Source organism: Klebsiella sp. Ech2A (assembly GCF_030078455.1).
Taxonomy (GTDB): Bacteria; Pseudomonadota; Gammaproteobacteria; order Enterobacterales; family Enterobacteriaceae; genus Klebsiella; species Klebsiella terrigena.
Genome location: NZ_JAQGFU010000123.1, coordinates 1 through 12,832, shown reverse-complemented (window position 1 = coordinate 12,832; position 12,832 = coordinate 1). Strand labels below are relative to the sequence as shown.

Genomic DNA, 12,832 nt, shown 5'->3' with positions numbered 1-12,832 from the left:
CCCTTGACCCTCCGGCAGCGGCAGCGTTTACCAGGCGCTATGGTAAAGCTCGATAATCTCCGCCAGGCTGGCTTCCCGCGGGTTGCCTCCGGTGCAAATGTCATCCAGCGCCGCCTGCGCCAGCGCCGGAATATCCTCTTTACGCACTCCGACATCGCGCAGATGCGGCGGGATCCCCACGTCGCGATTGAGCTTACATACCGCCTCTACCGCCGCCTGGCGTACCTCCTCTTCGCTTCTGCCTTCAACTTTCTCGCCCATCGCCCGGGCGATATCGGCAAACTTGCCTCCACAGAACGCGGCGTTGTAGCGCATCACGTGAGGCAGCAGAATGGCGTTGGCCACGCCGTGCGGGGTGTTGTAAAACGCGCCTAAAGGATGCGCCATCCCGTGCACCAGCCCGAGGCCGACGTTGGAAAACCCCATTCCGGCAATATACTGCCCCAGCGCCATCGCCTCGCCGGACCGGCTCTCGCCCGCCACCGAGCCGCGCAGCGCGCCGGCGATAATCTCTATCGCCTTCAGGTGCAGGGCGTCGGTTAACGCCCAGGCCGCCCGCGTCGTGTAGCCCTCAATGGCGTGGGTCAGCGCGTCAACGCCGGTGGCGGCCTTCAGCGCCGGCGGCATCCCGTCCATCATGTCGGCATCAATAAACGCGACCTGGGGAATATCGTGCGGATCGACGCAGACAAATTTACGCCGTTTTTCCTCGTCGGTGATCACGTAGTTGATCGTCACCTCCGCCGCGGTTCCGGCGGTGGTCGGAATGGCCATTATCGGCACGCTCGGCGCGCGGGTTGGCGACAGCCCTTCCAGGCTACGCACGTCGGCAAATTCGGGGTTAGCGCTGATGATCCCCACCGCCTTACAGGTATCCTGCGGCGAGCCGCCGCCGATGGCGATCAGGTAGTCCGCCCCGCTCTGCCTGAAGACGCGCAGCCCCTCCTGCACCACCGCAATCGTCGGGTTGGGGATCACCCCGGAAAAGATCTCCCACGCCAGGCCGGCGGCATCCATGCTGTCCGTCACCCGGCTAACCGCGCCGCATTGAACCAGCGTCTTATCGGTGACAATCAGCGCCTTACCATAGCCCCGGCGCTTCACTTCATCGGCCAATGCCGCCACCGCCCCTCGGCCAAACCACGCCGTTTCGTTCAAAATCATTCTGTTCGCCATCGCCCGTCTCCTGTTTGCCGTGCGGGATCACTCTTCGATACGTAGACCATAGGTTTTGAATTTTTCCAGCACGATGGCTATCGCTTCGTCGTCCAGTACCGGCACCGGATCGATAATCGCCAGCGTGCTGAGGTACAGCTGCGCCAGCACCTCCACCTCGTGCGCCAGCCACAGCGCTTTTTCCAGATTCTCTTCACAGGCAATCAGCCCGTGATGCTGCAGCAGGGTCGCCTTGCGGTTTTTTAGCGCCACGGCCACGTATTCAGAGAGCTCGCGCGTGCCGAAGGTGGCGTAGGGTGCGCAGGGAATGGAGTTGCCGCCGGCGGCGGCAATCATGTAGTGGATCGCCGGAATGGGCCGGTTAAGAATCGACACCGCGGTGCAGTGAACCGCGTGGTTATGCACCACCGCCTGCGCGTCGGGGCGGGTCTGGTAGGCCGCCATATGAAAGCGCCATTCGCTTGACGGCAGCTTGCCCTGCTCATGCTGGCCGCTGGCGTCAATCCAGACGATGTGGGATTCGGTGAGCTTTTCGTAGGGGATACCCGTCGGCGTAATCAGCATGCCGCCTTCATAGCGCACGCTCACGTTGCCTGCGGTCCCCTGATTCAGCCCCAGCCGGGTCATTTCCAGGCAGGTATCAATAATCTGCCGCGCCAGCGTATTTCGTTCCATTATTTACCTCTCTCAGTGTTTCAAAACGGACCAACAGAATCCTCGCTAACCTCATCCCGGCTCTGTCGAATTAATCAGGTAGTTACTCACCATCATCATATTGAATAACCAGAATGGAATTGACATCAGCATATTCTGTGACCGCCATCAATTAATCTCCGGGAATAAACACAGCGCCGGTTATTTCCGCTAAAGAAAACTGCCCGTTATTTTTCTTGTTGTTTAAAACGGGCATTTTAGTTGCTCATTAACAATTGCCCGTTTGCGTAGCAATAAATTAAATCGGGCAGCACCGCTGTGGCTTTTAAATTAAATAATCTCAAACGGTCATTGTTTTAGATAAATTAAAGTGATGCTAATCACATAAAGCTATTGTCTCCGGGCCAAATGTGACCGCCATCATATTAAAAGACGTTGTTTATTTGAAAATGAGTTCATGAGTTCATTCACGAGAGCATTTTATTCACCGCCGCTTAACCGGAACTCACCTTACTTTACCGGCTGGAGAGAGTAACCAGCCGCATGCTAAAGATGCTGGACACGCTTCTGAACTGATGAGGATGCTATGGGAAACACAACAATACAAACGCAGAGTTTTCGTGCGATAGATGTCGGACAGAGTAAGCGCTATATAATTCCATTCGCCCTGCTGTGCTCGCTATTTTTCCTGTGGGCCGTTGCCAATAACTTAAATGATATTTTACTGCCGCAGTTCCAGCAGGCTTTTACCTTAACCAACTTTCAGGCCGGGCTGATTCAATCAGCCTTTTATTTCGGCTATTTCGTCATTCCGGTCCCCGCTGGGATCCTGATGAAAAAGCTCAGCTATAAGGCCGGAATAATTACCGGGCTATTTCTCTACGCTCTCGGCGCGGCCCTATTCTGGCCGGCAGCAGAAATAATGAATTACACTTTATTCCTGATCGGTCTTTTTATTATTGCCGCCGGTCTGGGATGTCTCGAAACCGCCGCCAACCCGTTCGTTACGGTCCTCGGCCCGGAAAGCGGCGGGCATTTCCGCCTCAACCTGGCGCAAACTTTTAACTCCTTTGGCGCCATTATTGCCGTCGTCTTTGGGCAAAGTCTTATTTTGTCTAACGTGCCGCATCAATCGCAGGAAGTGCTCGATAAAATGGCGCCCGAGCAGCTCAGCGCCTATAAGCACAGCCTGGTGCTATCGGTTCAGACGCCGTACATGATTATCGTGGCGATCGTGCTGCTGGTTGCCGTGCTGATCGCGCTGACAAAATTTCCTTCTCTGCAAAGCGACGACCACGTTGATAGCGAACAGAGCTCTTTGACCGCCTCCTTCGCCAGGCTGGTGCGCATTCGCCACTGGCGCTGGGCGGTTCTGGCGCAGTTCTGCTACGTTGGCGCGCAAACGGCCTGCTGGAGCTATTTGATTCGCTATGCTATCGAAGAGATCCCCGGCATGACCCCCGGCTTCGCTGCGAACTACCTGACCGGCACCATGGTCTGCTTCTTCATCGGCCGCTTTAGCGGTACCTGGCTCATCAGCCGCTTTGCCCCGCATAAAGTGCTCGCCGCCTACGCCCTGCTGTCGATGGTGCTGTGCCTGATCTCCGCGCTCAGCGGCGGCCATATCGGCCTGCTGGCGCTGACGCTCTGCAGCGCGTTTATGTCGATTCAGTACCCGACCATTTTCTCTCTGGGGATCAAAAACCTGGGGCAGGACACCAAATACGGTTCGTCATTTATCGTCATGACCATTATCGGCGGCGGGATCGTCACGCCGGTGATGGGCTTTGTCAGCGATGCGGCGGGCAATATCCCGACCGCCGAACTGGTCCCGACGCTGTGCTTCGCCATCATCTTTATTTTTGCCCGTTTCCGTTCACAAACGGCAACCCACTGAACATTTTCCGCATAACGTGAGGAGTCTGGAATGAAAAAAATCAGCTTACCGAAAATAGGCATTCGCCCGGTCATTGACGGACGTCGCATGGGCGTACGCGAGTCGCTGGAAGAGCAAACCATGAGCATGGCGCGGGCCACCGCCGCGCTGATCGGCGAAAAGCTTCGCCACGCCTGCGGGGCGCAGATCGAGTGCGTCATTGCGGATACCTGCATCGCCGGTATGGCGGAGTCCGCGGCCTGCGAAGAGAAGTTTAGCCGTCACAACGTCGGCGTGACCATTACCGTCACCCCCTGCTGGTGCTACGGCAGCGAAACCATCGATATGGACCCGCTGCGTCCGAAAGCCATCTGGGGCTTCAACGGCACCGAGCGCCCGGGAGCGGTCTATCTCGCCGCCGCGCTGGCCGCCCACAGCCAGAAGGGTATTCCGGCCTTCTCGATCTATGGTCACGACGTTCAGGACGCGGACGATAGCTCAATCCCAGCGGACGTCGAAGAAAAGCTGCTGCGCTTCACCCGCGCCGGGCTGGCGGTTGCCGCCATGAAGGGCAAAAGCTATCTCTCCGTCGGCGGCGTCTCCATGGGGATTGCCGGCTCCATCGTCGATCATAACTTCTTCGAATCCTGGCTCGGCATGAAGGTGCAGGCGGTCGATATGACCGAGCTGCGTCGGCGCATCGACCAGAAAATCTATGATGAGGTGGAGCTGGAGATGGCGCTGGCGTGGGCGGATAAAAACTTCCGCTACGGCGAGGACCAGAACGCACGGCAGTACAAACGCAATGCCGAGCAGAGCCGGGCGGTTCTGAAAGAGAGCCTGCTGATGGCGATGTGCATTCGCGACATGATGCAGGGCAACGCGAAGCTGGCGGACAAAGGGCTGGTGGAAGAGTCGCTGGGTTATAACGCCATCGCCGCCGGTTTCCAGGGCCAGCGCCACTGGACCGATCAATACCCGAACGGCGATACCGCCGAGGCGCTGCTGAACAGCTCGTTTGACTGGAACGGGGTGCGCGAGCCGCTGGTTGTCGCGACCGAAAATGACAGCCTTAACGGGGTGGCCATGCTGCTGGGTCACCAGCTCACCGGCACCGCCCAGGTCTTTGCCGACGTCCGGACCTACTGGTCGCCGGATGCGGTTGAACGGGTGACGGGTCAGCCGCTTACCGGGCTGGCGCAGCACGGCATTATCCACCTGATCAACTCCGGCTCTGCGGCGCTGGACGGCTCCTGTAAACAGCGCGATGCCGCGGGCAAGCCGACCATGAAACCGCATTGGGAAATCTCGCAGCAGGAGGCGGACGCCTGCCTCGCGGCCACCGAGTGGTGCCCGGCGATCCACGAGTATTTCCGCGGCGGCGGCTTCTCCTCGCGCTTCCTCACCGAAGGCGGCGTGCCGTTTACCATGACCCGGGTCAACATTATTAAGGGCCTGGGGCCGGTCCTGCAAATCGCCGAAGGCTGGAGCGTCGAGCTGCCGAAAGAGATGCACGACCAGCTGGATGCGCGCACCAACTCCACCTGGCCAACCACCTGGTTTGCGCCGCGTCTGACCGGCAAGGGCCCGTTCAGCGACGTCTATTCGGTGATGGCGAACTGGGGGGCAAACCACGGCGTGCTGACCATTGGCCACGTCGGCGCGGACTTTATTACCCTCGCCGCCATGCTGCGCATTCCGGTCTGCATGCATAACGTGGAAGAGGCGAAAATCTATCGCCCTTCCACCTGGTCTGCGCACGGGATGGATACCGAAGGTCAGGACTACCGCGCCTGCCAGAACTATGGCCCGCTGTACAAACGTTAATACGTTCCGCCCTTTCATCGCGAAAGGGCTTTTTTTGTTTCAGGAGCAATGATGAAACAAGAGGTTATTCTGGTCCTCGATTGCGGGGCAACCAACGTCCGGGCCATCGCGGTCGATCGGCAGGGGAAGATTGTCGCCCGCGCGTCAACCCCCAACGCCAGCGACGTCGCTGCGGAAAACGGCGCCTGGCACCAGTGGTCTCTGGAGGCGATCCTCCAGCGCTTCGCCAGCTGCTGCCAGACGCTCGCGGCGGAGTTGGCCGCCTGCCGCATTCGCGGGATTACGGTCACCACCTTTGGCGTCGACGGCGCGCTGGTCGACGAACGCGGCGCCCTGCTCTACCCGACGATCAGCTGGAAATGCCCGCGCACCGCGGCGGTGATGCGCGACATAGGCCGAATAATGCCGGCCCAGCGGCTGCAGGAGATCTCCGGCGTCGGGGCCTTCAGCTTCAATACGTTATATAAGCTGGTATGGCTGAAAGAGAACCACCCGCAGCTGCTGGAAAAGGCGCACGCCTGGCTGTTTATCTCATCGCTTATCAACCACCGCTTAACCGGCGAGTTCACCACCGATATCACCATGGCGGGTACCGGCCAGATGCTGGATATTCACCAGCGCGAGTTTAGCCCCGAGATCCTGCAGGCCGCGGGGATCTCGCGTCGGCTGTTCCCGCGGCTGGTGGAGGCGGGAGACAAAATCGGCACCCTTCAGGCCGACGCCGCCGCGCTGCTGCAGCTCCCCGTCGGAATACCGGTTTTCTCCGCCGGGCACGATACCCAGTTCGCGCTGTTTGGCGCCGGCGCGCAGCAGGACGAACCGGTGCTCTCCTCCGGCACCTGGGAAATTCTGATGGTGCGCAGCGCCGAGGTTAACACCCCGCTGCTGAGCCAGTACCCCGGCTCAACCTGCGAGCTGGACAGCCAGCCCGGCCTGACCAACCCCGGAATGCAGTGGCTGGCGTCCGGCGTGCTGGAGTGGGTGCGCCAGCTGCTGTGGACGCCGGAGACGCCGTGGCAGACGCTGATTGAGGAAGCGCGCCTTATTCCCGCCGGCGCCGAAGGCGTGAAGATGCGCTGCGATCTGCTGGCCTGCCGGGATGCGGGCTGGCAGGGCGTAACGCTGAATACCACCCGCGGCCATTTTTATCGCGCCGCGCTGGAGGGCTTAACCGCCCAGCTGCAGAGCCACCTGCGCACCCTGGAGAAAATCGGCGGCTTTAAGGCCCGCGAACTTCTGCTGGTGGGCGGCGGCAGCCGCAACGCGCTGTGGAATCAAATTAAAGCTAACGCGCTGGATATGCCGGTTAAGGTCCTCGATGACGCTGAAACCACCGTTGCCGGCGCGGCGATGTACGGCTGGTACGGCGCCGGCGAGTTTGCCAGCCCGGAGCAGGCCAGAGCCGAGGTGCGCTACCGGTACCGCTACTTTTATCCACAAACCGAACCTGAACTGATAGATGAGGTATGACATGCTAAAAACTATCTCGCCACTCATCTCCCCCGAGCTGCTGAAGATCCTGGCCGAGATGGGCCACGGAGATGAAATTATTTTTTCCGACGCCCACTTCCCGGCCCACAGTATGGGGCCGCAGGTCATTCGCGCCGATGGCCTGCTGGTCAGCGATCTCCTGCTGGCGATCGCGCCGCTGTTTGAGCTCGACGGCTACGCGCCGCCGCTGGTGATGATGGCGGCGGTGGCGGGCGACGCGCTCGACCCCGACGTTGAGCGCCGCTATCGCGATGCGCTCTCCCGGCAGTCTCCGTGCCCGGAAGTCATCCGCATCGATCGCTTTGCGTTCTACGAGCGGGCGCAAAAAGCCTTTGCGATCGTTATCACAGGGGAGCGCGCGAAGTACGGGAATATTCTTTTAAAAAAAGGAGTAACGCCGTAATCTCATGCCGGAGCGCCCGCCTGATGCGGGCGTTTATTGACTGACAGGGTGAGAGAAAATGAAAGCGGCACGCCAGCAGGCGATAATAGACCTGCTGATCAACCACAGTAGCCTGACGACTGAAGCCCTATCGCTGCAGCTCGCGGTCAGTAAAGAGACGATTCGCCGCGACCTCAGCGAGCTGCAGTCGCAGGGCAAAGTGCTGCGTAACCACGGGCGCGTCAAGATCATTCATCGCCAGAGCCAGGACAGCGGCGATCCGTTTCACATCCGCCTCAAAAGCCACTATGCCCACAAAGCCGATATCGCCCGCGAGGCCCTTGCCTGGATAGAAGAAGGGATGGTTATCGCACTCGACGCCAGCTCCACCTGCTGGTATCTGGCCCGCCAGCTCCCGGACGTCAACCTGCACGTGTTTACCAACAGCCAGCCCATCTGCCAGGAGCTCAGCAAGCGCGAGCATATCCAGCTCACCTGCTCCGGCGGCACCCTGCAGCGTAAATACGGCTGCTACGTCAGCGCTTCGCTTATACCACAGCTGCGATCGCTGGAGATCGATCTGTTCGTTTTTTCCTGCGAGGGTATCGACAGCAACGGCGCGCTTTGGGATTCAAATGCGGTTAACGCCGAGTTCAAATCTCTGCTGCTCAAGCGAGCGGCGCAGTCCCTGCTGCTGATCGATAAGAGTAAGTTTAACCGCTCGGGCGAGGCCAGCATTGGCCATCTCGATGACGTGACGCACATCATTTCTGATGAGCCTATCGCGGCAAAATAGCCGGCAGGAGAAGGGAGAGGAGAGCCCGGATAGCGGTGCCGCTACCCGGGAGACGACGCGGAGCTAGCGCTCGTCGCGACGACCGCCAACCGCAGCCCACAGGCGGCGAATATGAACGGTCACTTCTTCACGATCGTGATACAGCTGGCGCGCCTGAATCTGCGCATTGATGCCGTGCTCATCCAGCTGTTCCTGGATGTAGGCCAGATTGCGCGACAGCTCTTCATAGCGCTTTTTCATCGGCAGCTTCAGGTTGAAGATAGTCTCGCGGCACCAGCCGTTGACCAGCCACTGCGCCATCAGCGCCGCAACCTTAGCCGGTTTTTCCACCATGTCGCACACCATCCACGAGATGTTGTTACGCGTCGGGCGGTAGCGGAAGCCGTCTTCACGCAGCCAGGTCACCTGTCCGGTATCCATCAGGCTCTGCGCCATCGGGCCGTTATCGACCGACGAAACCCACATGTTGCGCTTCACCAGCTGATAGGTCCAGCCGCCGGGACAGGCGCCAAGATCCACCGCGTACATGCCGTTGCCCAGGCGCTCGTCCCACTCATCGGCCGGGATAAAGACGTGGAACGCCTCTTCCAGCTTCAGCGTCGAGCGGCTCGGCGCATCGGCAGGGAATTTAAGCCGCGGGATCCCCATATAGAACGGGGAGTTGTTGTTGGAGTAGGAGTAGCCGGTATAGCAGCAGCCCGGAGCGATAAAGAATACGTGCACCACCGGACGCTTCGTGGTTTCGTAGTTGGTCAGCACGCCCGCTTCGCGCAGGGCCGCGCGCAGCGGAACCGTAAACTTACGGCAGAACTTCATCAGCTCTTTGCTTTCATTGGTATCGGCCACTTCCACCCGCAGGTCGCCGCCCTTCTCCACCACGCCCTGCAGCATGCCGACAATCGGCGTGATGCGGTCTTCCGGCGGCAGGTCGCGCAGCAGTTCGCCCACCACAAACATCTGGCGGGCAAAGACCAGCGAGCTGAACGGCAGTTCGCGCGCCAGCCTGTCGCCGTCTTCCGCCTGATAGCATTCAAAAATCACGTACCCGGCGTTATCCTTCACGCGGGCAAAACCAAACACCTCAAGGCGGGATGCCTTATCGGTAATTTCTGCTGCGCACTCCTTCTCAAACCCGGGGCGACAATAGAGGACAACCTTATTCATGAACAACGCCCTTACGTTTCAGACGAATTGCACCAATTAACATTAAAACCCAGCCGGCGAGGAAGCTGACGCCTCCCACCGGCGTAACGAACGCCCACAGGCGTAAATGCGACAGCGCCAGGCAGTAAAGGCTGCCGCTGAACAAAACGGTACCCAGCGCCATAAAGACGCTGCTCCAGTAAAACCAGATGCTGATGCGGCGCTGCATCGCCACCGCCAGGCCAAAAATGGCCAGCGTATGGAAGGCCTGGTACTCAAGACCGGTATGGATCCAGCCCATTTCCGCAACGCCCAGCGACCGGCTTAACACGTGCGCGCCGAAGGCGCCCAGAGCAACAAAGATAAAACCGCTTATCGCGGCGAATATCAGCATAAAACGGCTGGTCATGTTATTACCCTACAATCATTTATTGTTCGTAACGAAAGCGAAATTTTTCTTGTTCACTGGCCGCTTTCGCCAGTATCCACTGCCGGAAGGCGGCTATTTTACCCAGTTCAGCCTGACTGTCATGACAAACCAGATAAAAGGCATTTTTACTGACCAGAACATCATTAAACGGACAGACCAGGCGGCCGGCTTCAATTTCGGACTGGGACATCACGTTATTGGCGAGCGCGACCCCCTGTCCGTGAATGGCCGCCTGCAGCACCATTGCGCTGTGGCTGAAAATCGGCCCCTGCTGGACGTTAATATGGCTTAGACCCAGCTGGCGGGTATAAGTTTGCCAGTCGCGACGGGAAGCGTCGTGCAATAGCGTATGTTGCGCCAGATCCGCAGGCGTTTTCAACGCCTTGTCACCGGTCAGCAGCAGCGGCGAGCACACCGGCAGCAGATACTCGGCGTACAGTTTTTCGACGCGCAGCCCCGGCCAGTTGCCGCGGCCGTAGAAAATCGCCACGTCAACGTCATCCGCCAGCTTGTCCTCCTGACGGTCCACCGCCTGGATTCTGACGTCAATTCCCGGATAAGCTGAGTTAAAGCTTGAAAGGCGCGGGACCAGCCACTGAATCGCAAAACTGGGCAACAGGCTGACCGTTAAGGCCCCTTTTGCGCTTCGCGCCTGCAGTTTACGCGTCGCCTCCGTCAGCTGCGAAAAAATATCTTTAATATCCTGAAAATAGCTCTGGCCCTCTTCCGTCAGCAGCAGCGATCGATTGCGCCGCCGAAACAGCTTCAGCCCAAGAAAGTCCTCTAGTGACTTGATTTGGTGACTTACTGCGGCCTGGGTCACAAAAAGCTCATCGGCTGCGCGAGTGAAGCTTAAATGACGTGCGGCTGCATCAAAAACACGTAATGCATTCAGAGGTGGTAATCGCTTTGACATGGTTATTCTGGCTTAGATGTTAAGGCAATTTAACAAATAGGAAACAACAGTTAACCTATTAGTTTTTTTTATCTGAGCCATTATAATTTGTCCGTTGAGGTTCTACCAGCAAATACCTATAGTGGCCGCACTTCCTGAGCCGGAACGAAGAGCTTTTTTTGGAATGCGTGTTCCAACAAGCTTTTGGCTTACGGTTGTGATGTTGTGTTGTTGTGTTTGCAATTGGTCTGTCTTTGCGGACCATGGTGGCTAAGCTACCCCCTTTTCACTTCCTGTACATTTACCCTGTCTGTCCATAGTGATTTAATGTAGCACCGCAACGCGCGGTGCTTTTTTTTGCCCTGAATTTCCCCTCTCTTCCTTATCCGGTGCTTGTCAGCCTTGCCCTGACGGATAAATTGCGCGACGATCGTCGGATTGCAACGAGGAGCTCCATGAACGCATTCAATCCCGCTCAGTTTCGCGCGCAGTTTCCGGCTCTGGCCGATGCCGGCGTTTACCTTGATAGCGCGGCGACGGCGCTAAAGCCGCTGGCCACCATCGAGGCCAGCGATCGGTTCTATCGCCTCAGCGCCGGCAACGTGCACCGCAGCCAGTTTGCCGCCGCCCGGCGCCTGACCGAACGTTATGAAGACGCCCGCGAGCGCGTCGCGGCGCTGCTTAACGCGCCGTCGGGCAAAGATATCGTCTGGACCCGCGGCACCACCGAAGCCATTAACATGGTGGCCCAGAGCTACGTGCGCCCGCGCCTGCGGCCCGGCGACGAAATCATCGTCAGCGAAGCGGAGCATCACGCCAATCTGGTTCCCTGGCTGATGGTGGCCGAGCAAACCGGCGCCCGGGTGGTGAAGCTGCCCATCGGCGCCGATCGCCTGCCTGACGTGGCGAGCCTGCCCTCCCTGATTACGCCGCGCAGCCGGGTGCTGGCCATTGGCCAGATGTCTAACGTGACCGGCGGCTGCCCGGATCTGGCGCTGGCGATCCGCCTCGCACACGAGGCCGGAATGGTGGTGATGGTCGACGGCGCACAGGGCGCGGTGCATTTCCCGGCCGACGTCCAGAATCTGGATATCGACTTTTACGCCTTCTCCGGGCATAAGCTGTACGGCCCGACGGGGATTGGCGCGCTGTACGGTAAAAGCGAACTGCTGAACGCCATGTCGCCGTGGCTCGGCGGCGGTAAAATGATTACCGAAGTCACCTTCGACGGGTTTAAAACCCAGCCCATTCCCTATCGGCTGGAGGCCGGCACGCCAAACGTCGCCGGCGTCATTGGCCTGAGCGCAGCGCTGGAGTGGCTGCAGGAGACCGATATCGCCCAGGCCGAAAGCTGGAGCCGCAGCCTGGCGACGCTGGCTGAAGACGAGCTGGCGAAGCGTCCGGGCTTCCGCTCCTTCCGCTGCCAAAGCTCAAGCCTGCTGGCGTTTGATTTCGCCGGCGTGCACCACGGCGATATGGTGACGCTGCTGGCGGAGTCCGGCATCGCGCTTCGCGCCGGGCAGCACTGCGCCCAGCCGCTGCTGGCGGTGCTTGGCGTCAGCGGCACCCTGCGCGCCTCGTTTGCGCCTTATAATACGCAGGATGACGTTTACGCGCTGGTGCATGCCGTTGACCGCGCTCTGGAAATTTTGGTGGACTAATGACGACTCCCAACCCGCAGAACCATCCGTTTGGCACCGCCATCACTGAAGCGACGCTGCGGCAAACCTTCGCCCCGCTGAGCCAGTGGGAGGATAAGTATCGCCAGCTGATTCTGTTAGGCAAAAAGCTGCCGCCGCTGGCGGACGAGGTGAAAGCCCGCACGACGGAGATTGCCGGCTGTGAAAACCGCGTCTGGCTGGGGCACACCCTGCGCGACGGTCGGCTGCATTTCTTCGGCGACAGCGAGGGGCGGATCGTTCGCGGCCTGCTGGCCGTGCTGCTGACGGCCGTTGAGGGGAAAAGCGCCGCCGAGCTGCAGGCTCGCGATCCGCTGGCGCTGTTCGACGAGCTGGGTCTGCGCGCGCAGCTTAGCGCCTCTCGCGGCCAGGGCCTCGCCGCGCTTGGCGCCGCGGTGCTTGCCGCGGCCCGCGAGGCTTAACCCGAGCTACAGCGCCTGGCCCTGACGCCCGGCTTTCGCCAGCATTTTCTTCAGCGCATGC

General features: G+C 59.4%; 12 protein-coding genes. 7 read left to right on the top strand and 5 right to left on the bottom strand.

Annotation, left to right across the window (positions count from 1 at the left end; translation table 11 throughout):
* Positions 1-27: 27 nt before the first annotated feature.
* Together fucO and fucA are read right to left on the bottom strand one after the other, a co-directional pair.
* Entirely contained in the window at positions 28-1,176 is a 1,149-nt protein-coding gene (gene fucO / locus PFH44_RS18890; RefSeq protein WP_283825807.1) for a lactaldehyde reductase, read from the bottom strand.
* A 27-nt stretch (positions 1,177-1,203) separates the two neighbouring features.
* Positions 1,204-1,851 carry an L-fuculose-phosphate aldolase gene (fucA, locus tag PFH44_RS18885; protein ID WP_041147004.1) on the bottom strand — a complete coding sequence of 216 codons (648 nt, stop codon included), beginning with the start codon at positions 1,849-1,851 and terminating at the stop codon, positions 1,204-1,206.
* Between the two features lie 565 nt (positions 1,852-2,416).
* Between fucA and fucP the strand changes: the two genes are divergently transcribed.
* Genes fucP through fucR form a run of 5 tightly spaced genes read left to right on the top strand, consistent with a single transcriptional unit; the run spans position 2,417 to position 8,202 of the window.
* Positions 2,417-3,727 (top strand): L-fucose:H+ symporter permease, encoded by a 1,311-nt coding sequence (gene fucP, locus PFH44_RS18880; RefSeq protein ID WP_045857479.1) that lies wholly within the window; start codon positions 2,417-2,419, stop codon positions 3,725-3,727.
* A gap of 30 nt (positions 3,728-3,757) precedes the next feature.
* Complete coding sequence (gene fucI, locus PFH44_RS18875; RefSeq protein ID WP_283825806.1) at positions 3,758-5,533, top strand: L-fucose isomerase; 1,776 nt, start codon at positions 3,758-3,760, stop codon at positions 5,531-5,533.
* 51 nt (positions 5,534-5,584) lie between these two features.
* Positions 5,585-7,003: an L-fuculokinase gene (gene fucK / locus PFH44_RS18870; RefSeq protein ID WP_283825805.1), complete on the top strand. Its 1,419-nt coding sequence runs from the start codon at positions 5,585-5,587 to the stop codon at positions 7,001-7,003.
* A gap of 1 nt (position 7,004) precedes the next feature.
* Positions 7,005-7,427: an L-fucose mutarotase gene (gene fucU / locus PFH44_RS18865; RefSeq protein WP_045857475.1), complete on the top strand. Its 423-nt coding sequence runs from the start codon at positions 7,005-7,007 to the stop codon at positions 7,425-7,427.
* A 58-nt stretch (positions 7,428-7,485) separates the two neighbouring features.
* Positions 7,486-8,202, top strand: a complete 717-nt coding sequence (fucR, locus tag PFH44_RS18860; protein ID WP_045857474.1) for an L-fucose operon activator — start codon at positions 7,486-7,488, stop codon at positions 8,200-8,202.
* A 63-nt stretch (positions 8,203-8,265) separates the two neighbouring features.
* Here the strand turns inward: fucR and rlmM are convergent, their stop codons facing one another.
* The 3 genes from rlmM to gcvA are packed head-to-tail and all read right to left on the bottom strand — an operon-like array spanning position 8,266 to position 10,691.
* Complete coding sequence (rlmM, locus tag PFH44_RS18855; RefSeq protein WP_283825804.1) at positions 8,266-9,366, bottom strand: 23S rRNA (cytidine(2498)-2'-O)-methyltransferase RlmM; 1,101 nt, start codon at positions 9,364-9,366, stop codon at positions 8,266-8,268.
* Positions 9,359-9,754: a DUF423 domain-containing protein gene (locus tag PFH44_RS18850; protein ID WP_041147011.1), complete on the bottom strand. Its 396-nt coding sequence runs from the start codon at positions 9,752-9,754 to the stop codon at positions 9,359-9,361. Before PFH44_RS18850 ends, rlmM begins: the two co-directional genes overlap by 8 nt.
* 19 nt (positions 9,755-9,773) lie before the next feature.
* Positions 9,774-10,691: a glycine cleavage system transcriptional regulator GcvA gene (gene gcvA / locus PFH44_RS18845; RefSeq protein ID WP_045857469.1), complete on the bottom strand. Its 918-nt coding sequence runs from the start codon at positions 10,689-10,691 to the stop codon at positions 9,774-9,776.
* 434 nt (positions 10,692-11,125) lie between these two features.
* On the opposite strand from gcvA, the gene csdA reads away from it, so the two are divergent.
* Positions 11,126-12,331 (top strand): cysteine desulfurase CsdA, encoded by a 1,206-nt coding sequence (csdA, locus tag PFH44_RS18840; RefSeq protein WP_283825803.1) that lies wholly within the window; start codon positions 11,126-11,128, stop codon positions 12,329-12,331.
* Positions 12,331-12,771 carry a cysteine desulfurase sulfur acceptor subunit CsdE gene (csdE, locus tag PFH44_RS18835; RefSeq protein ID WP_045857465.1) on the top strand — a complete coding sequence of 147 codons (441 nt, stop codon included), beginning with the start codon at positions 12,331-12,333 and terminating at the stop codon, positions 12,769-12,771. Before csdA ends, csdE begins: the two co-directional genes overlap by 1 nt.
* Positions 12,772-12,832 lie beyond the last annotated feature (61 nt).